Genomic DNA, 19,346 nt, shown 5'->3' with positions numbered 1-19,346 from the left:
GGGGGAGGGATCCCCGCCTCATTCCTCCTCTTCGCAGGGCCGTCCCTCGCCAATCACCGCCAGGTCAATCTGTTGGCGGTAGTAATCCACGTTCTTGACCTGCACCTCCACCCGGTCCCCAAGGCGGAACTGGCGCCGGGTTTTTCGCCCCACCAGGGCTTGTTTGCGGTATTCGTACCAATCGTTTTTCAAGGTGCTCACCCGCACCAGCCCTTCTGCCAAAATGGGGTCTACCAGCACGAAAAAGCCGTAGCTCTGGACGCTGACGATCAGGCCGGGGAACGTCTCCCCGAGGTGTTTTTGCATAAACTCGCACCGCTTCAAGCCCATCAGCTCCCGCTCTGCCTGTTGGTGGAGCTGATACCCCGCCTGGATTTTGGGCAGTTGCGCTTGGAGAAAGGCCTGCCACTCCTCCTGCACTTTTGGCGGCAGCACCTGCCAATCAAGTTGGTCGTAGCCGCTGGGGCTGTGCAGATCCACCACGGTTTTGGAGCGAGGGCTACGCCGATTGCGCCCTTTGCTTAGAGCCAGACCCAGAGCCCGCAAGTTGAGCAAATCGGCATAGCGGCGCAAAGGGGCAGTAAAAGAGGCATAGGGCTCTTTGAGACCCAGGCCAAAATGTCCATCCTGCAGAGGCTGCAGGCAATACTCGACGGGGGGCAGAGTAGCCAACAGCTGGGCCACCAAGGCTGGGCTAGTCCCTGCGGCCAACACATCGGGGGCAGTGATGCGGGCACAGATCCGCTGCCAATCGGCCAGCGTTACCGTCTCCGGCTCCTGCAAGTTCAGATCCAGCTTCATGGCGTTGGCCAGGCGCAGGAAGTTCTGCAGGGCCTCGGCGGTGGGGGGCTTCTGCACCCGGGCCAAAGAGGGGATCCCCAGCCGGCGCAGGTGGTGGCCCAGAACTTGGTTGGCCAGCAGAAGCATTTCGGTCATCAGGGCGTGGGCGCCAAGGCGATCGCTAATCAGGAGGGGCCCGTAGCCGCTCTCGTCGGCAGAGTAGGGGGTGAGCAGGTCCAAAAGCGGCAGGTCGAACCCGCCGGCTTGGTGGCGCTTGACCCGCAGGATTTGGCTAAGACGGAGCAGGTTTTGCAGCAGGGCCATCAATTCTGGCACCTCCTCCTCGGGGCCAAGATCCGCAGCAGTGGCCAAAAGCGCCTGCACCTGGCCGTAGGAGAGGTGGGCCCGTGACCGCACCAGGCTGGGGTGGATCTCGAAGTTCCGCACCACCCCCTCGGCGTCAATGGTGATTAGCAGCGAATAGGCCAGGCGCTCCTGCTGCGGCAAGAGAGCCAGGCGGCTATGCACTTCCGGCGGGAAAAGGGGCAGCACCACGCTATCCAGGTAAACCGTGGCGGTGCGCCGCTGCGCCTCCTGCTCCAGCGGGTGATCCGGATCCAGCCAGTGGGCCACGTCGGCAATGTGCACCCCTAGCAGCCAGTGGCCCTCTTCTTGCCGCTGGAGGGAGACGGCCACATTGGGCTCGAGGCCGTGGGGGTGCTGCAAGTCCAGCGGTTCTAGGGTGATGCAAAACCAATCCCGTAGATCCAGACGGCCCTTCTGGTCGGAGCGGCTTAGCTTTTTGGGCAAGGCTGCTGCCGCTTCCAACACCGCCGGGGGAAACTCCTGGGGCAGGTCGTACTTACAGCAGACCAGATCCACGTCGATAGAAGCCTCGGGACCATGGCCCAAAATCTTGCGGATGCTGCCCACCGGCGGCAGGTTGCCAAGGGGGTAGCGCTTCACCTCCACATAGGCCAGCCGACCTTCAGCCAGCTCAGAAACAGGCGCTGGGGAGGAGGGATCCGGCTCGCTCAAGACGAGCTCAAACGGCAGCCGGTCATCCAGGGGCACTACCCGAAAGCCTTCCTCCGTCTGCTTGAGGCGGCCCACCAGCGTAGGGTTGGCTCGCTCCACTACAGCCACCACCTCTCCCTCAGGGCTGCGGCGGCGATTGCCTTCTTTGGTAATCCGGGCTATCACTTGGTCGCCATTCCAAGCGCCATTGAGGTTGCTGCCGTGGATGTACACGTCCTCTGCCCCCGGTTCATCCCGAACGGCAAAGCAAAAGCCCTTGTTGGAGCAGCGCAACCGCCCCACAACCAAGGATTCATCCGGCTTACGCCGGTAGCGAGGCGGATCCCCCGCTCGTTCAAGAAACCCCGCCCGCACTAGTCCATCGAGGGCAATGTCCAGCATTGCCACTGCTTCGGGGTCAGAAGTTGGCACAAGGGCTAGCAGGGTCTCTCTATCGCTCCATTGCTCGGCAGGTTGGGAGAGAAAATGATGAAAAATCCGAGAGAAGTCCATTGCAGGGAAGCAGAGAGGAGCAGAACCTGCAAACTCAACGCCTTGAAGCTAGTCGCGGTGGCCCGTGACGATGAACGCCACCCGCTGGCCAATGTTGGTGCTGTGGTCAGCTAGCCGCTCCAGGTAGCGAATAGCCAGCAACATCAATAGGATAGGCTCGATGGATCCCTTGACGTCAGACTGCTGCGCCAACGTATTGTAAAGGTTGGTGTAATCTTCATCAACGGCGTCGTCCTCCCGCTTGAGTTGTCGGCCCAGCTCGGCATCCAATTCCGTCAGGGCCGCAAGACTGTGGCTGAGCATTTTCTGGCAGCGCCGCATCATCACGCGAATGCGCCCCAGCTGGGGCGGCGGGGGGTAGAGAGCCAGGCGCAAAGCCACCTCAGCCAAGTCTTTGGCGTAGTCGCCAATTCGCTCCAGATCCCGAACCAGCTGCATCAGGGTGCTGATCCAGCGCAGATCCCGCGCCACTGGCGAGCGCAAGGCGATGAGGTCAATACAGTCTTTCTCGATTTGACGATAGAAGCGGTCGATTTGCTTGTCTTGGTCGATGGCCTGTTCGGCGGCAGCTAAGTTCTGTTCAAAGAGGGCTTGCTGAGCCAAGACCAGCGATTTTTCCGCCAGCGCCCCCATGCGCAGCACATCCTGCTGAATCCGCTTGATCTGAAGTTGCAGCTCAGCTTGCCCCATGGCTTTCTCCCTGGGAATAGCCGCTGTCGTTTGCAGCTTCCAGAGCCTGTAAATTTCATTTTAGATCTCTGCAAATTTCATCTTAGATCTTGATCATGGCAAACTTTTCTTGATCATGGCAAACTTTTCTTGAGCAGTGGAAAACTGGCTCCCACTCTCCGCGCTGGAGGACAGGGATGAGCCGTCTCCCCATTGTCGTTTTGGACGATGACCCTACCGGATCCCAGACTGTCCATAGCTGCCTGCTGCTGACCCGCTGGGATCTGGAAACGCTCAAGTTGGGGTTACAGGATAGCTCGCCAATTCGCTTTATCCTCACCAACACGCGATCCATGCCAGCGGCGGAGGCTGCCGAGGTGACGCGGTCGGTCTGCCGGGCCCTGAAGCAGGCCATGGGAGAGCTGGGGTGGGAGCGGGCCCTTTTCATCAGCCGCTCCGACTCGACGCTGCGCGGGCACTATCCCTTGGAGACGGATGTGATGGCGGCGGAGCTGGGGCCTTTTGATGCCCACTTTCTGGTGCCGGCCTTTTTTGAAGGAGGACGCATCACCCGCAACAGTGTCCATTATCTACGGGTGGAGGGCCGCTGGGTGCCAGTCCATGAGACGGAGTTTGCCCGCGATGCGGTGTTTGGCTACCACCACAGCTATTTGCCCGAGTATGTGCAGGAAAAGACCCAGGGGCGGATCCGGGCCGAGCAGGTGGTGCGATTGACCCTGGAGCAGATTCGCGCTGGCTGTCTGGAGCAGCTTTTAGGCCTAGGGGGGAATGTCTGCTGTGTGGTGGATGGAGAAACCCAGGCAGATCTGGATCGTTTTGCCCAGGATGTCTGGGCGGCCATAGAGCAGGGGAAGCGCTTTTTGTTTCGCAGCGCCGCCAGCCTCTTGACGGCTTTGGCCCAGTTGCCGCCGCAGCCAGTTCCGCCAGAGGAGATGGGGCAGTTTGTCCGCTCTGACCGGCCAGGGGTAGTGATCGTGGGATCCCATGTCCAAAAGACCAGCCAGCAGTTGGCCCGCCTGCTCCAGGAGCCAGGGATCCAGGGCATCGAGGTGGAGGTAAGGCGGCTCTTGGAGGCGGGGAAGGAAGCCGAGCTGCTGCCGGCAATCTTGGAGCAAGTCCACCGCGCCTACGGGCAGGGCCTGACGCCGGTGGTCTACACCAGCCGGGAAGAAGTGGGGTTTGACGGCGCCAACCCGGAGGCACGCCTGGCCTTTGGGCAGAGAGTTTCCCGCCTGTTGATGGCCATTGTGCAGGGGCTGCCGGAAGGAATCGGCTATCTCATCAGCAAGGGCGGCATTACCTCCAACAACATCCTCAGCGTTGGCCTCAACCTGCCAGCGGTGCGGCTGCTGGGGCAGATCTACCCAGGGATCTCCATGGTGCTCACGCCAGCAGACCATCCCCGCTTTCCCAGCTTGCCGGTGGTGCTGTTTCCGGGCAACGTGGGCGAGGCGGATACGCTGGCTTTGATCTACCGTCGCCTCCGCAGCCGCGGCTTGGTCTAGCCTAGTCCTTCCCGCCATGGCTGAACTCGTCTCCCCACCTGAAACTCTGCCTGCCTTGGAGGCCTGGTGGGGATCCCTGCGGCAGAAACCAACGGTGCTGCCTCCGGCGGTGGTTCACTGCTGTTCTGAGAGCCTGGGCAGCCCGGATGCCGATGTGGTGATTGCCGGCGGCACCCTGGGGCTTCTCTTGGGATCGGCCTTGGCCAAGCGGGGCTGGCGGGTGATCCTAATCGAGCGCGGCATCCTGCGGGGGCGGGAGCAGGAGTGGAACACCTCCCGGCGGGAGCTACAAGTGCTGTTGGAGCTGGAGCTGCTCACCCCAACCGAATGGGAGGCGGTGCAGGTGACCCACTACCCCCGAGGGCGCATTGGCTTTGGGGAGGGCCCCACCTGGTGGGTGGAAGGGGTGCTCAATGTAGGCGTGGATCCAGTCAGCTTGCTGGAGTTCCTCAAGCAGCACTTCCTAGACTGGGGAGGGCAGTTGCAGGAGCAAACTGGCTTTCTTGGCGCCACAATCCACCCCGACGGGATCCGCATCGAGACTATCACCGGCCAGCTCAGCGCCCAGCTCTTGGTGGATGCCATGGGGCACCGCTCCCCCATCGTGGCCCAGGCTCGCCAAGGGCAGCCGCCGGACAGCGTCTGTCTGGTGGTGGGATCCTGTGCCCAGGGTCTGCCGGAGCAACCCACGGGGGATCTGTTCTACAGCTTTACCCCAGCCCAGAACGGCTACCAGCCCTTCTGGGAGGCCTTCCCCGCCCGCGATGGGCGCACCACCTATCTGTTTACCTACTGCGACCGGGATCCCCGCCGACCGAGTCTAGAGAGGCTCTGGCAAGACTACTGCCGGCTGCTCCCTGCCTACCAGGGGGTTGAGCTGGAGCAAATCCGCTGGGTGCGCAAGCTGTGTGGCGTTTTCCCCGCCTACCGGCGCAGCCCGCTGCAACTGCCCTGGGATCGCCTTCTGGCAGTAGGAGACAGTAGCGGCAGCCAGTCGCCTTTGAGCTTTGGCGGCTTTGGGGCAATGTTGCGCCATCTGGATCGTCTGCAACAGGGAATCCACGAGGCTCTAGCCCAGCGGCAGTTGGATCGGGCGGCCCTGGCCCTGCTGCAGCCCTACCAGCCCAATTTGGCGGTAACCTGGCTGTTTCAGAAGGCAATGATCCCTCCTTTGGGAGAGGAAAACTGGGATCCCCATAGCATTAACCGCCTGTTGAGCAGGGTATTTGAAGCCATGGTTGCCGCCGGACCCCAGGTGGTGCAGCCCTTTTTGCAGGATGTGGTGCAGCTTGGCGGCTTGGCCCAGGCCCTGTGGGGGGTGATGAGGCGAGATCCGGCACTGGTGGCCGCGCTCCTGCCTCGGCTGGGGCTGCCGGAGCTGCTGGACTGGGTGGGGCACTTTGCCGCCCTTGGCCTCTACGAGCTCTTGCAAAGTCTAGCCGACCGCCTGGAAGTGGACCCACAAGACTACTTCTGGAAACGGCGGCGAGAGGCCTGGCGCTACGGCTGCGGTCGGGATTACCTGTTCTGGCCGTACACCACCACCCCATAGGGTGGCACTTCAACGGGATCCCCTTGGCTTTTTGCCGGCAGGGAGGATCCAGGGCCCAGCCACTGCGTCTCGTGGCTGTCCAAAAGCTTCTCCCAACTGCCGCCCTGCCAATCGGTGTAGGTGGCCGGCTGATCGGGGCTGAAATTGAAAAGGGCAAGCAAAGACTGGGATCCCTGGCGGCGGTGCAGGGCCAGGCCAGAGCCGGAAAACAGCTCCACTTCCACCCCCTCCCGCTCTAGGTGCTGGAGGGCCGGTTGGGTTTTGCGCAGCCGGATCAGGGTCTGGTACCACTTCCAGAGAACCTGGTGGTGACCGGCCTCCTTCAACTCCCAGTTCAGCTTGGAGCGCAAGAAGGTCTCCTCTGCCTGGGGATCCGGGGGCTCGCCCCGCCAGGCAAAGGCGCTGAACTCGCGGCAGCGTCCCTGGCGCACTGCTTTCACCAGGTTGGGATCCCCGTGGCTGATGAAGTAGAGAAAGGGGGCCACCTCCCCATACTCTTCCCCCATAAACAGCAGCGGCAACATAGGAGCTAGCAGCAGGGCAGCGGCGGCCAACTTCAGGCCCGCAAAGGAGGTGAGCTGGCTGAGGCGCTCCCCCAACATGCGGTTGCCCACCTGGTCGTGGTTTTGAATGCAGATGACAAACTGGGATCCCGGCCTGCTGACGGCGGAATTGCCGTGGCGCCTGGCACGGTAGCGGGAGTACTGGCCGGAGTAGACGTAGCTCTCCCGGTAGGCCTTGGCCAGGTGCTCCAATTGGCCGAAGTCTTGGTAGTAGCCTGTCTTCTCCCCAGTAAGCAGGGTGTGAACCGAGTGATGAAAGTCGTCGCACCACTGGGCGTCTAGCCCGTAGCCCCCTTGCTTGCGGGGGGTGATGAGGCGGACGTCGTTGAGGTCGCTTTCAGCTACAAGCACCCTGGGCCAGCCCGTGCGCGCTTCTAGGGCATCCACCCGCTCCGCCAATTCCTGCAAAAAAGGGTAGGCGCTGAAGTCGTAGATGGCATGCACCGCGTCCAGCCGCAGGCCATCTAGGTGAAACTCCTCCAGCCAGTACTCGGCGTTTTGCAGGAAAAACTCCCGCACCCCGTCCGAATAGGGGCCGTCGAAGTTCATGGCCTTCCCCCACGGCGTACGGTACTTGTCGGCAAAGTAGGGGCCGAAATCCCCCAAGTAGTTCCCCTCCGGACCCAGGTGGTTGTAGACCACATCCAAGACGACAGCCAGGCCCTGCTGATGGCAGGCGTTCACCAACGCTTTCAGGCCCACTGCTCCCCCATAGCTAGTCTGCACGGCATAGGGATAGACGCCGTCATAGCCCCAGTTGCGCTCCCCTGGAAACTGGGCTACCGGCATCAGCTCCAGTACGTTGACCCCCAGCTCCACAAGTTGCGGCAGGCGAGGAATGATGGCGGCAAAGGTGCCCTCCGGGGTAAAAGTGCCCACGTGCAGCTCGTAGAGGATCCACTGGGAGAGAGGGATCCCCTTCCACCCCTGATCCTGCCAGTCAAAGTGGGGATCCACCACCCGCGAGGGGCCATGGACGCCGTAGGGCTGGCAGCGGGAAGCAGGATCTGGCCGCTCCACCACCCCCGCTGCGGTGTGCAGGCGGTAGAGGTAGTCCACCGGCCCAGGCGGGATCCCCTCCACCTCCCCCTGCCAGTAGCCTTGCTCATCCTGGGTCAGAGGGATGAGCCGTCGGACGGGGCTAGTCAGCTTTAGCTCGACTCGTTCAACCAAAGGCGCCCAAACCGAGAAGCGATAGCGGCCCTCGCCCAAGGGATAGGCGCCAATCCGTCCAACCGGGGAACGCTGAAGCACAAAACCTGTCTGCACAACTCGGCTTCTACTATAGCGAGGCTTGCCCCCCGGCGGTTTTAGGCTTCTGCCATAGTGGAATTGGCCTCTTGCTCTCCGTCTCTATGCTCAACTACCCTCCTAGCCATCCGGATCCCACCGTTGTCGACATCTACCATGGCCAGCCAGTGCCGGATCCCTATCGCTGGCTGGAGGATCTAGACTCTGAGCAAACGCGGGCCTGGATCGAGGCGCAAAACCAGCTTACCTTTGACTACTTGCAGCGGATCCCGGCGCGGCAGCGGCTCCTGGAGCGCCTAACCCAGCTCTGGAACTACGAAAAATACAGCCAGCCTTTCAAAGAAGGGGGCCGCTACTTCTACTTCAAAAACGACGGCCTGCAAAACCAGAGCGTCTTGTACACCCAAGAGAGTCTGGAGGCTGAGGCCCGGGTTTTGCTGGATCCCAACACCCTTTCCGAAGATGGCACTGTGGCCCTTTCTGGCATTGCCATCAGCCGCGATGGGCGCTATCTGGCCTATGGCCTCTCCCGCTCCGGCTCCGACTGGCAAGAGTGGAAGGTGCGGGATATTGAAACGGGAGAAGACCTGCCGGATCACTTGCGCTGGATTAAGTTCTCGGGGGCCAGCTGGACGCCGGACGGACAGGGGTTTTTCTACAGCTGCTACGACGAGCCGCCCCCCGGCAGGGAATACGAAAGCGCCAACTACTTCCAAAAGCTCTACTACCACCGCCTGGGCACTCCCCAGTCGGAAGATCTCTTAGTCTACCACCGCCCTGACCAAAAAGAGTGGGGCTTTGCCGGCGGGGTTACCGAAGATGGCAACTACCTCATCATCTCCGTCTGGCGGGGCACGGATCCCAAAAACCTCCTCTTCTACAAAGACCTGCGGGATCCCAACTCGCCAGTGGTGGAGCTTATCCGCGAGTTCGAGGCCGAGTACAGCTTTGTCGGCAACGACGGCTCCCGCTTTTGGCTGCTCACCGACCTCGACGCCCCCCGGCGGCGACTGGTGGCCATTGATCTTGACAACCCAGGGCAGGTGCAAGAGGTGATCCCTGAAGCCGAGGAAACCCTGCAAGGGGTTAGCCTCATCAACAACCAATTTGTTGCCTTCTACCTCAAAGACGCCCACACCCAGATCAAGACCTTTGCTATAGACGGCACCTACCTGGGGGCAATTCCCTTGCCAGGGCTGGGATCCGCCAGCGGCTTTGGCGGCAAACGCTATGACACCGAAACCTTCTATACCTTCACCAGCTTCACCACCCCGCCCACCATCTACCGCTACGACTTCACCACTGGCAGGAGCACCCTATTCCGTCAGCCGCAGGTGGACTTCGATCCCCAAGCCTATGAGGTGCAGCAGGTGTTCTACCCTAGCAAAGACGGCACCCGCATCCCCATGTTCCTCGTCCACCGCCGTGGCCTGGCTCGGACAGGGGATCACCCGACCCTGCTGTACGGCTACGGCGGCTTTGGCATCTCCCTGACTCCCAGCTTTTCGGTGGGCCTGGTGGCCTGGCTGGAGATGGGAGGGGTTTACGCCCAGCCCAATTTGCGCGGCGGCGGCGAATACGGGGAAGCCTGGCACCAGGCGGGCACCAAGCTCAACAAGCAAAAGGTGTTCGACGACTTCATCGCCGCGGCTGAGTGGCTAGTGGCCAATGGCTACACCAACCCCTCCAAGTTGGCCATCTCTGGTGGCAGCAACGGCGGCCTCTTGGTAGGGGCTTGCCTGACCCAAAGGCCGGATCTCTTTGCGGCAGCCCTGCCCGCCGTGGGGGTGTTCGACATGCTGCGCTTTCACAAGTTCACCATCGGCTGGGCCTGGATCTCGGAGTATGGATCCCCGGAGGACCCAGAGGAGTTCAAGGCCCTCTACGCCTACTCCCCCCTGCACAACCTCAAGCCCGGCACTGCCTATCCCGCCACCCTAATTACCACTGCGGATCACGACGACCGGGTGGTGCCGGCCCACAGCTTTAAGTTTGCCGCTGCCCTGCAAGCGGCCCAGGGGGGATCCCAGCCCATCCTCATTCGCATCGACACCAAAGCCGGCCACGGAGCCGGCAAGCCCACCACCAAGCTTATCGAAGAGACCGCCGACCGCTGGGCCTTTTTGGTGGAGGTCCTGGGGATCCAGACCGACTAGCGACTTCGCGCCGGCAGGGCCCGAGGGCCCAGGCCCACCCGACCGGCATAAACTGCTACTTCCCCCAGCTCGTCTTCGATGCGCAGCAGTTGGTTGTACTTGGCAATGCGCTCGCTGCGACAAAGGGATCCTGTTTTGATCTGGCCGGCGCGGGTGGCCACCGCCAGGTCGGCAATGGTGGTGTCTTCCGTCTCGCCGGAGCGGTGGCTGATGATGGTGCGAAAGCCCGCCTGAGCGGCCAGTTGAAGGGTCGAGACCGTTTCTGTCAGCGTGCCAATCTGGTTGAGCTTGATCAAAATGGCGTTGGCCACACCGCTGTCGATGCCTTTCTGCAGCCGAGCTGGGTTGGTAACAAACAGGTCGTCCCCTACCAGTTGCACGCGAGATCCCAGTTGAGCAGTCATGGCCTGCCAGCCAGCCCAATCTTCTTCGGCCAGACCATCTTCAATGGAAAGGATGGGATAGTTGGCTAGCAGTTGCTCGTAGTAATTGACCATCTGCTCGGCGCTGCGGGCTTTGCCCTCAAAGTGGTACTGCCCATCCTCCAGCAGTTCATTGGCCGCTACATCCAGGGCCAAGGCGACCTCTTCCCCTGGCTTGTAGCCCGCTCGTTCAATAGCGGTTATCAACAGATCCAAAGCGGCAGCGTTGGAGTCGAGGTTGGGGGCAAATCCCCCCTCATCTCCTACCCCCGTGGACAGCCCCTTCTGTTGCAGCACTTGCTTTAGCGCCGCAAACACCTCCGCCCCATAGCGCAGCGCCTCGCGAAAGCTGGGTGCCCCAATGGGCACGAGCATGAACTCTTGAATATCGAGGTTGTTGTCGGCGTGGGCGCCGCCGTTGAGCACATTCATGAGCGGCACTGGCAGCAGGTTGGCAAAGGGTCCGCCCAGGTACCTGTACAAAGGCAGGCCCACCGCATTGGCAGCCGCCTTAGCCGTGGCCAAAGAGACCGCCAAGATGGCATTGGCTCCCAGTTGCGACTTGTTGGGGGTGCCATCCAGATCGATCATCAACTGGTCGATGCGGGCCTGGTTGAGGGCATCTTCTCCCCGCAGCTCCGACTGGATGGGGCCAAGAATGTTTTCCACCGCCCTCAACACGCCCTTGCCGCTGTAGCGCCTGGGATCCCCATCCCGCAGCTCGTGAGCCTCAAAAGTGCCAGTCGAAGCGCCACTGGGCACCTGGGCCAAGCCGGTTGCTCCATTGGCCAGGCCCACCAGAGCTTCTAAGGTCGGTTGTCCCCGCGAGTCGAGGATCTCATGGGCGGTAATCCACTCGATGGCCGTTTCCACAGTTGCACCTCAGCAATTGGCTAGACAGTTCTGGCCAAAGCCCAATTGCCAATAGACTAGTGGATTTTCGCCCCTAGATCCCTTTGCTTCCGGAAAACTTTAACGGCTTGCCCCTGTTTCAAGAGAAGCGGAAGTAGAATAGGCAGAGTAGTCCGGGTGGGGTGGAGGGGGAATCTGCGACTATGTTCGAAAGACTGCTCTTTCCCATCGACAACTCGCGGGAAACCAGCCATGCCCTGCCGCTGGTGGCGGACATAGCGCAGCGTTACAAGAGTCAGGTATATCTGCTCTCCGTCCTAGACAGTACAGAGCTAGACCCAGAGCAGGTGGAGCAAGCCCGCCAAACTATCCACAACCTGCTCAAACACGCTGAGGCTGGCCTGCAGCAGATTGGGATCCAAAACGTCAAGAGCGAGTATCGCGAGGGAAAAGTTCCCTTCGTCATCTGCGACGTGGCCGACGAGCTAGAGATTAGCCTAATTGTGATGGGATCCCGCGGCATCAGCCTAGCCGAAGGCCGGAAAAACGAATCCGTCAGCCACCGGGTTATCGACCTCTCCCCTTGCCCAGTGCTGGTAGTACCCTGAAGAGCAGGCCTTCTCTTTCCGGGGAGTGTGTTGAAGTTGTCTCAAAATGTTGCCTTGTGTAACAGCAAGGCCGTTTTTGTTCGTGTTGAACAGGAGTCTGCTGTACAACGAAGAGCGAGGTAGCCCGGATTACTGGTTACACCCCTGGGAATCGGTATGGAAAATCAAAGTCGTGGTTACAACAAGGCCTCGCAGAAAACCTTCGAGGTGATGCGCCATTTTGCAGAAACCTACGCCAAACGTACCGGCACTTTTTTCTGCTCCGACCCCACAATTACGACAGCGGTGATTGAGGGCCTAGCTCTGCACAAAGAGCAACTGGGCGCCCCGCTCTGTCCTTGCCGCTTCTACGAAGACAAAGAGGCGGAGGTGAAAGCTGGCTATTGGAACTGTCCCTGCGTACCCATGCGGGAGCGAAAAGAATGCCACTGTCTGCTTTTCTTAACTCCGGACAACCCCCTTGCCGGCACCAGCCAAACGCTAGAGGAGGTACACCTGGAATACCAAGCTAGCCCCTAGGGTCTCCCCGCTAGGAGACGGAGGCAAACCAAGGTCACGAGGCTGGGTATAATTGAGAGGCAGTTGGAAACGGCTATTTGCCCGAGGAGGAAACCTTTCTATGACTCCCTCATTGGCTAGCTTCCTCTGGAGCCTGGTGTACGGCGCTGTAGTGCTGGGTCTCCTCTTTGGCGCCATCGTGATTGTTAGCTATAGAGACAGGGTGCGTCGCCGCTAAAGCCTTGGCAAAGGGCTTGACCGCGGGCAAACCTTTGAGCAGCGGCGGCAAAGGTTAGGCCTTGAACTTCGCAAAAAATCAGCTTTCCCAAAGTCTATTGCCAGCCTCTGGATGCCCTCTTCACTACTGGCAGCAGAAGAACCGCTACTACTACGAGGATCTGGAGCGGCTGCTCCGCTTCTTTCTGCCTCCAGGTCTGCGCATTCTGGAGATTGGCTGCGGTACAGGGGCTCTGCTCAACGCTTTGCGGCCCAGTTTTGGAGTGGGGATCGACCAAGATGCCGAGGTCATTGACCAGGCCCAGCAGCAATTTCCCCACCTCCACTTTCGCCTGCAAGATCTCCATAGGTTGGACAAGCGGGATCCGATCTTGGCCCAGCCTTTTGACGCCATTTTGCTCGTCAATACTCTCAGCTACCTGAGGGATATTCAGCAGGTTCTTGAGCAGTTGCGCTGTTTCTGCACCCCGCGCACTCGCCTTATTCTTTCCCATCACAACCCCCTTTGGGAGCCGCTTTTGAACTTGGCAACCCTTCTGAAGCAGCGCAGGCCCCTGCCAGCAGCCAACTGGCTCTCGGCAGCCGATGTGGCCAATTTGCTCCATCTGGCGGGGTATGAGGTTATCCAGCAGGGCAAGCGGTTGTTGTTGCCGCGGCGAATTCCCCTGCTTTCAACTCTGGTGAACCGCGTGATTGCTCCCTTGCCAGGGATCAACGCCCTCTGCCTGACGGAATACACGATTGCCCGCCTCCAACCGGATCCCAACTGGGATCCCCCCCCTGAGAAACAGCCCTCTTGCACCGTGATCATTCCAGCTCGCAACGAAGCTGGCAACATTCGCCGCTGCGTGGAGCAGCTGCCCGAGATGGGATCCCGCACCGAGATCCTTTTCGTAGAGGGGCATTCCAGCGACGACACTTGGGCCGAGATTCAGCGGGTTCAGGCCGAATACCAAGGGATCCGTCCTATCCAGGCTCTCCGGCAAGAGGGCAAGGGCAAAGGGGATGCGGTGCGCCAGGGGTTTGCCGCAGCCAGGGGCGACGTGGTGATCATTCTCGACGCCGACCTAACTGTCCAGGCGGAAGACCTCCCCAAGTTCTTCCGGGCGGTGGCTTCCGGGCGCTGTGATTTTGCCAACGGTTGCCGACTCATTTATCCGCTGAAACCGGAGGCGATGCCGCGCCTGAACCAGTGGGCCAACCGCTTTTTTGCTGCTCTTCTTTCCTACATCCTTGGCATTCGCGTCAAAGATACCCTCTGCGGCACCAAGGCCCTCTGGCGGGAGGACTACTGGCAAATTGCCAAGCTGCGGCAAGAATGGGGGAATTTTGATCCCTTTGGCGATTTCGACCTGTTGCTAGGGGCGGCCAAGCGCACCCTCAAGATCCTCGACATTCCAGTGCGCTATTTCCCCAGAACCTATGGCCGCTCCAATATCCACCATCTGCGCGACGGCTTGCGGCTGCTGCAGATCTGTGGCTTTGCCCTCAAGCACTTCAAGGGATCCTAAACCCTAACTCCTGCAGGGCAGTTCCCTGCCTGGCCTCTTGGGAGTTGTTACAATAGCTAGCCATTGAAAAATCAGGCCTGAGAAAAACCGCCCTATGGGGAAATCCGTACTGAGCAGGCTCGGCCAGTGGATCTCAAGTACTCCCCTCCGCTCCCTTGATCGGGCCTATCAAGCTGCCCTTCGCATCAAAGCCATTGAAAACCGCTACTTCCAGGGAGGAGTCATCGGCAGCAACGGAAGCCACGGCCAAAACACCAGCCACTACTTTCAGATCCAACTGCGCCAGCACCTGCGGCAGATTAGCCTTAGTCTAGCAGAATTTAGAGCCAGCAGTCTCTTTTCCCGCCTGCCCGATCCCGAGCTAGATGGCAGTGGCCCTCGCGTTGCTGCAGAAGTCAACGACGCCGAGGATCTCAGTGCCAAGAGCAGCCCCTCCACAACCAAGGGCAAGGGGGCTGAGAGGGATCCCTCCATTTTCGAGAAGCTAGAGTTTATCGATCAGGTTATCTCCCGCTACAAGCGCCCTGCCCCTCCACTCAAGGTCAGCGCCACGCGGCCCCAGCCCCAAGAGCAAGACGAGTCAACTCAGGCAGAGCCTGCTGCTCAACCCATCAAGGCTGAGAAGACCACTCTTGAGGATGGCAGTGCCCCCGTTGCTTCTAAAACAGCCGTCCTGCCTCGCTCCCTTTTGCGCACAGCTAGGCAGATTCGCCGAGAGTTAAGTTCACAGGCAGAAGAAGAGTTGCTCCAGGAGTACCGCAGCCAACGCACGCGCACACTGGTGGCAGTTCGGTTTTTGTTGCTGCTGGCCATTTTGCCGCTACTTGTCCAGATTTTCTCGAAGCACTTTCTGTTTGGGCCGTTGGTGGATCGGCTGCAGCCTCAGGAGCCTACCCTTGTGGCCTTGAGCCACGAACTTCAAGAAAGAGCTGTTGCGGAATTTGAGCTTTTCAAGGAAAAAATAGAGTTTGAGCGGGCTTTACGTCACCAACCTCGAGAAGAGCTGGACTCAGAGTTGGAGGATCAACTTTCCCTGAAAGCAGAGGAGCTGCTGCAAAAATACAGCCGTAAGAACTTGGAAGGCCCAAAAAACATCCTTGCCGACTTGCTATCCCTGGCGGTATTTGGCTGGCTAGTCTTTGTCGGTCGTGAAGAAATTGAAGTTCTTAAGTCCTTTCTAGATCGCCTAATCTATGGCCTGAGCGATAGCGCCAAGGCTTTCATCATCATTCTCTTCACCGATGTGTTTGTTGGCTATCACTCTCCCCATGGCTGGGAAGTCTTGCTAAGTAGTCTAGCTGAGCACCTGGGTTTGCCCGAAAACCGCAATTTCATCTACGGCTTTATTGCCACTTTTCCAGTTTTTCTAGATACGCTCTTTAAGTACTGGATCTTCCGCTACTTAAACCGTGTATCGCCGTCTGCAGTAGCTACCTATCATGCTATGAATGACTAAAGTTCTCCCATTGCCATGCCGGAGTTTAGGAAGCTGGCTGACCTCCTTGCAGCCAGATCAATGCTGGGGTTTTCCAAGCCAGGCGGCTTGCCTTCAGCCGGCAGGCTCTAAAGCGGTACACTAGTCAGAAGCTTTTTTTCACCGAGTCTGGTTGGGAAGAGCTCTTGCGAAACCTGTTTCTTACTGGCGCTAGCGGCTGCTTAGGGCACTATGTGTTGGAGCGCCTAGCCCAGCAAAGAGATCCCGAGTTTCCGGAGCGGCCCGCTTACCACCTGTACGTCCTTGTCCGCAATCCCAGCCGCCTGCGGCTGCCCCTGGAGCGGCTGCCTGCTCCCATTACCTTGGTGCATGGCGATCTCCTGCACATTAGAGAACACGCCGCTTTGCTGCAGCAGATGCATGGGTTAATCCACATGGCAGCGGCTTGGGGGGATCCCTCGCTGGCTTGGGCGGTGAATGTTACCCACACCTTGGAGCTCTTTCAGCTGCTGGATCCCCAGCGCTGTCAGCAGGTGATCTACTTTTCCACAGCCAGCCTTTTGAACCAGGCTCTCGAGCCCTTGGCCATTGCTGGCCAGGCCGGAACCGACTACATCCGCAGCAAGTACGAGATGCTACTGCGGCGGCAGGAAAGCTGCTTCTGGCCGGATCGCCTGCTCACGCTCTATCCCACCCTGCTGTTTGGCGGTAGCCCCTACCACCCCTACTCCCACATCACTGCCGGCCTCAAGGATGTGCTCCGCTGGCTGGATCTCATCCGCTTTTTGCGGGTGGATGCCAGCTTCCACTTCATCCACGCTGCCGATGTGGCCGAGATGGTGGCTTACTGGGTGGCCCATCCGCCCGGTGGCGGCGATTGGGTGTTGGGCAATCCTCCCCTCTCCCTAGACGAGTGCGTGGAACAGGTGTGCGCCTATCTCAAAAAGCGGATCTACTTCCGCCTGCCTCTGCCCATCGGCTTCCTCCGCCGCCTGGCTTTTCTGTTTGGGGTGCGGCTTTCAGAGTGGGATGAGTATTGTCTGCGCCACCGCCACTTTGTCTATCCCGCCCTTTCGCCAGCAGCCCTGGGTTTGCCCTGCCACTTCCCCACCGTAGCCTCCCTCCTAGAGGCCTACCTCTAGGCCGCTCTTGAGGGATCCCAGGGATCAGCGGGTGGCAGCTAGGGCCTGGAGCTCTGCGGCAATGCGCGCCCGGTTAAGCCGCTGACCGATAAACACCAGGCGGGTTAAACGCGGCTCTTGGGGGCGCCAAGGGCGATCGTAGTAGGTTTCAAATCGCCCTCCCACCCCCTGCAACACCAGGCGCATTGGCTTGTGGGGCACGGCTACAAAGCCCTTCACCCGGTAGAGGCACTCCTCTTGCGCCAGTTGACGCAACTGGGCAACTAGGGATCCCGGCTCATAGCCTTCCTCCAGGCTTAGGCAGAAAGACTCAAAGGCCTCGTGCTCGTGCTCCTCCCCGTGGTCGTGGTGGCTGGGGCGGCGCTCGAGTTGATCTTCCACGGCTGCGTTGAAGCCCAGGAGCACTTCTGGGGCAACCTGGCCCCGCTCGCAAGGGAGGACTTGAACCTCAGGGCGCAATTTTTGGCGCAGCCAGCTTTCCACTTGCGCTCGCTCCGCTGGCGTAATCTGATCCACCTTGGTGAGCAACACCAGATCGGCACAGCTTAGCTGATCCTCGAACAGCTCCTCAATGGGCGTCTCGTGATCTAGGCTCTCGTCTGCCTGCCGCTGGGCCTCCAGGGCCGCCAGATCCCCCACAAGCTGCCCCGCAGCCAGCGCCTGGCCGTCTACCACTGCAATCACTGCCTCCACAGTGGCACCGGTGCGAATCGTTGGCCAGCGGAAAGCCTGCACCAGCGGCTTGGGCAAAGCCAACCCTGATGTCTCAATAACAATGTTGTCCAGCTCCGCCCGCCGTTGCAGCAGCGCCTCCAGGGTCGGCAAAAACTCCTCCTGCACTGTGCAGCAGAGGCAGCCGTTGACCAGCTCCAGAATGGAGACCTCTCCCTCGCAGAGTTGGCAGTCTCGCAGCAACTCGCCATCGATGCCCACTTCGCCAAACTCGTTTACCACAACAGCGATGCGGCGACCCCGGCTGTTGAGCAGGAGGTGACGGATCAGCGTCGTCTTGCCGGATCCCAAAAATCCCGTGATGACGGTAACTGGGACTTTGTGCATCTTCTTCAAGGATTCAGCTCTCCCAGTCTCTACCCTCGCCGCCTTCCCCGCCAATCCCGACCAGGGGGATCCCAAAAAAAGGCCCCCCACTGGGGGCCAAAGGTGCTAGTTGGAAAGACCTGCACTTTCTATCGGATTGGCTTCATCCGATAGACAGGCTCGTCCTCGCGGCTAATTCCTTTCTCAAAGCCGGCAGCAGCAGCACGGGCGCGACCGGCGTGCCACAGGTGGCCAACAAAGAACAGGAAGCCCAGGATGAAGTTGTGGGCCGCCAGCCAAGTGCGTGGGCTGGTGAAGTTCACGGTGTTGATCTCAGTAGCCACACCTCCCACCGAGTTCAGGGATCCCAACGGGGCGTGGGTCATGTACTCCACCGCCCGGCGAGCTTGCCAGGGCTGAATGTCGTTTTTCAGCTTGTCCAGATCCAAGCCGTTGGGCCCCAGCAGCGGCTCCTTCCAGGGCGCCCGCACATCCCAGAAGCGCATTGTCTCGCCCCCAAAGATGATCTCGCCCGTGGGAGAGCGCATCAGGTATTTACCCAGACCTGTGGGCCCTTGGGCTTGGCCGATGTTTGCCCCCAAGCGCTGGTCGCGCACGATAAAGGTGAGGGCTTGCGCCTGAGAGGCTTCCGGTCCCGTGGGTCCGTAGAACTCACTGGGGTAGACAGTATTGTTAAACCAGATGTAGCAGGTGGCAATGAAGCTCATGAGCGAAACCGCTGCCAAGCTGTAGGAGAGATAGGCCTCTCCCGACCAGATAAAGGCGCGGCGAGCCCAGCCAAAGGGCTTGGTGAGAATGTGCCAGATCCCACCAGCAATGCAAATGATGCCGATGTAGATGTGGCCTCCAATCACATCCTCCATGTTGTCGACGCTAACAATCCAGCCCTCGCCTCCAAAAGGAGACTTAAACAGATAGCCGAAGATTACTGCCGGGTTGAGGGTGGGGTTGGTAATGACCCGCACATCTCCACCGCCGGGAGCCCAGGTGTCATAGACACCGCCAAACCACATAGCCTTGGCCACCAACAGGAAAGCCCCCAGCCCCAGGAGGATGAGGTGAATTCCCAGGATGGTGGTCATCTTGTTCTTGTCTTTCCAGTCGTAGCCAAAGAAGGGGAAAGACTGCTCCAGGGTTTCCGGGCCGCGAATGGCGTGATAAACACCCCCAAACCCCAGCACGGCACTGGAAATGAGGTGCAGCACACCAATCACAAAGTAGGGGTAGGTGTCCACCACCTCGCCGCCGGGGCCAACTCCCCAGCCCAAGGTAGCCAAATGGGGCATCAGGATTAGGCCCTGTTCGTACATGGGCCGATCGGGCGTGAAGTGAGCCACCTCGAAGAGCAGCATCGCTCCCGCCCAGAAGACCATCAGGCCAGCATGGGCTACGTGGGCACCCAAAAGCCGACCGGAGAGATTGATCAAGCGGGCATTTCCAGCCCACCAGGCAAACCCGCCCTGGGTGCGATCTTGCACCACTACAGAACCAATTGTTGTTGAGGTCACAGAGACCAACCTCCAATCGTCAGGACAATTGATTGATTGGCTAAGTG

General features: G+C 60.0%; 15 protein-coding genes. 9 read left to right on the top strand and 6 right to left on the bottom strand.

What is annotated here, in order from left to right:
- Positions 1 to 18 precede the first annotated feature (18 nt).
- Positions 19 to 2,310 carry a ribonuclease R family protein gene (locus NW806_RS08425; protein WP_414410757.1) on the bottom strand — a complete coding sequence of 764 codons (2,292 nt, stop codon included), beginning with the start codon at positions 2,308 to 2,310 and terminating at the stop codon, positions 19 to 21.
- A 48-nt stretch (positions 2,311 to 2,358) separates the two neighbouring features.
- Entirely contained in the window at positions 2,359 to 3,000 is a 642-nt protein-coding gene (gene phoU, locus NW806_RS08420; protein WP_414410756.1) for a phosphate signaling complex protein PhoU, read from the bottom strand.
- A 176-nt stretch (positions 3,001 to 3,176) separates the two neighbouring features.
- Here phoU and NW806_RS08415 point away from each other — a divergent pair, with 176 nt between their 5' ends.
- Entirely contained in the window at positions 3,177 to 4,505 is a 1,329-nt protein-coding gene (locus NW806_RS08415) for a four-carbon acid sugar kinase family protein (protein WP_414410755.1), read from the top strand.
- Positions 4,506 to 4,521: 16 nt separating this feature from the next.
- Entirely contained in the window at positions 4,522 to 6,057 is a 1,536-nt protein-coding gene (locus NW806_RS08410) for an FAD-binding oxidoreductase (protein ID WP_414410754.1), read from the top strand.
- Here the strand turns inward: NW806_RS08410 and treZ are convergent.
- Positions 6,024 to 7,874 carry a malto-oligosyltrehalose trehalohydrolase gene (gene treZ, locus NW806_RS08405; RefSeq protein WP_414410753.1) on the bottom strand — a complete coding sequence of 617 codons (1,851 nt, stop codon included), beginning with the start codon at positions 7,872 to 7,874 and terminating at the stop codon, positions 6,024 to 6,026. The two genes, NW806_RS08410 and treZ, sit on opposite strands and share 34 nt — an antisense overlap.
- Positions 7,875 to 7,960: 86 nt before the next feature.
- Between treZ and NW806_RS08400 the strand changes: the two genes are divergently transcribed.
- Positions 7,961 to 10,027: a prolyl oligopeptidase family serine peptidase gene (locus tag NW806_RS08400; RefSeq protein ID WP_414410752.1), complete on the top strand. Its 2,067-nt coding sequence runs from the start codon at positions 7,961 to 7,963 to the stop codon at positions 10,025 to 10,027.
- Here NW806_RS08400 and eno read toward each other — a convergent pair.
- On the bottom strand, positions 10,024 to 11,322 hold the full coding sequence (gene eno, locus NW806_RS08395) for a phosphopyruvate hydratase (RefSeq protein ID WP_414410751.1): 1,299 nt from the start codon (positions 11,320 to 11,322) through the stop codon (positions 10,024 to 10,026). The two genes, NW806_RS08400 and eno, sit on opposite strands and share 4 nt — an antisense overlap.
- A gap of 182 nt (positions 11,323 to 11,504) precedes the next feature.
- Here eno and NW806_RS08390 point away from each other — a divergent pair, with 182 nt between their 5' ends.
- From NW806_RS08390 to NW806_RS08365, 6 genes are all read left to right on the top strand, one after another.
- The gene (locus NW806_RS08390; RefSeq protein ID WP_414394759.1) at positions 11,505 to 11,909 is read left to right on the top strand and encodes a universal stress protein; all 405 of its coding nucleotides are present in this window, start codon (positions 11,505 to 11,507) and stop codon (positions 11,907 to 11,909) included.
- Between the two features lie 156 nt (positions 11,910 to 12,065).
- A complete protein-coding gene (locus NW806_RS08385) occupies positions 12,066 to 12,428 on the top strand; it encodes a ferredoxin-thioredoxin reductase catalytic domain-containing protein (protein ID WP_414410750.1) in 363 nt (120 codons plus the stop codon).
- A gap of 100 nt (positions 12,429 to 12,528) precedes the next feature.
- On the top strand, positions 12,529 to 12,645 hold the full coding sequence (locus NW806_RS08380) for a photosystem II reaction center X protein (RefSeq protein ID WP_414361544.1): 117 nt from the start codon (positions 12,529 to 12,531) through the stop codon (positions 12,643 to 12,645).
- A gap of 61 nt (positions 12,646 to 12,706) precedes the next feature.
- Complete coding sequence (locus tag NW806_RS08375) at positions 12,707 to 14,155, top strand: glycosyltransferase (RefSeq protein WP_414410749.1); 1,449 nt, start codon at positions 12,707 to 12,709, stop codon at positions 14,153 to 14,155.
- Between the two features lie 94 nt (positions 14,156 to 14,249).
- The gene (gene pxcA / locus NW806_RS08370; RefSeq protein WP_414410748.1) at positions 14,250 to 15,611 is read left to right on the top strand and encodes a proton extrusion protein PcxA; all 1,362 of its coding nucleotides are present in this window, start codon (positions 14,250 to 14,252) and stop codon (positions 15,609 to 15,611) included.
- Positions 15,612 to 15,775: 164 nt separating this feature from the next.
- Positions 15,776 to 16,732: an NAD-dependent epimerase/dehydratase family protein gene (locus tag NW806_RS08365; protein ID WP_414410747.1), complete on the top strand. Its 957-nt coding sequence runs from the start codon at positions 15,776 to 15,778 to the stop codon at positions 16,730 to 16,732.
- A gap of 24 nt (positions 16,733 to 16,756) precedes the next feature.
- Here NW806_RS08365 and cobW read toward each other — a convergent pair whose 3' ends face one another.
- Both cobW and psbC read right to left on the bottom strand, forming a co-directional pair.
- Complete coding sequence (gene cobW, locus NW806_RS08360) at positions 16,757 to 17,791, bottom strand: cobalamin biosynthesis protein CobW (RefSeq protein WP_414410746.1); 1,035 nt, start codon at positions 17,789 to 17,791, stop codon at positions 16,757 to 16,759.
- A 128-nt stretch (positions 17,792 to 17,919) separates the two neighbouring features.
- The gene (psbC, locus tag NW806_RS08355; RefSeq protein ID WP_414410745.1) at positions 17,920 to 19,299 is read right to left on the bottom strand and encodes a photosystem II reaction center protein CP43; all 1,380 of its coding nucleotides are present in this window, start codon (positions 19,297 to 19,299) and stop codon (positions 17,920 to 17,922) included.
- Positions 19,300 to 19,346: the final 47 nt, after the last annotated feature.

The sequence above is a fragment of the Synechococcus sp. W65.1 genome, from assembly GCF_047461615.1.
Classification (GTDB): domain Bacteria; phylum Cyanobacteriota; class Cyanobacteriia; order Thermostichales; family Thermostichaceae; genus Thermostichus.
The sequence above is the reverse complement of the archived record's forward strand: the minus strand, read 5'-3'. Positions and strand labels throughout refer to the sequence as shown.

Bases quoted from the DNA above. Each gene is read 5' to 3' on its own strand.
- NW806_RS08425 (WP_414410757.1), bottom strand. From the start codon at position 2,310: ATGGACTTCTCTCGGATTTTTCATCATTTTCTCTCCCAACCTGCCGAG.
- phoU (WP_414410756.1), bottom strand. From the start codon at position 3,000: ATGGGGCAAGCTGAGCTGCAACTTCAGATCAAGCGGATTCAGCAGGAT.
- NW806_RS08415 (WP_414410755.1), top strand. From the start codon at position 3,177: ATGAGCCGTCTCCCCATTGTCGTTTTGGACGATGACCCTACCGGATCC.
- NW806_RS08410 (WP_414410754.1), top strand. From the start codon at position 4,522: ATGGCTGAACTCGTCTCCCCACCTGAAACTCTGCCTGCCTTGGAGGCC.
- NW806_RS08390 (WP_414394759.1), top strand. From the start codon at position 11,505: ATGTTCGAAAGACTGCTCTTTCCCATCGACAACTCGCGGGAAACCAGC.
- NW806_RS08385 (WP_414410750.1), top strand. From the start codon at position 12,066: ATGGAAAATCAAAGTCGTGGTTACAACAAGGCCTCGCAGAAAACCTTC.
- NW806_RS08380 (WP_414361544.1), top strand. From the start codon at position 12,529: ATGACTCCCTCATTGGCTAGCTTCCTCTGGAGCCTGGTGTACGGCGCT.
- pxcA (WP_414410748.1), top strand. From the start codon at position 14,250: ATGGGGAAATCCGTACTGAGCAGGCTCGGCCAGTGGATCTCAAGTACT.
- cobW (WP_414410746.1), bottom strand. From the start codon at position 17,791: ATGCACAAAGTCCCAGTTACCGTCATCACGGGATTTTTGGGATCCGGC.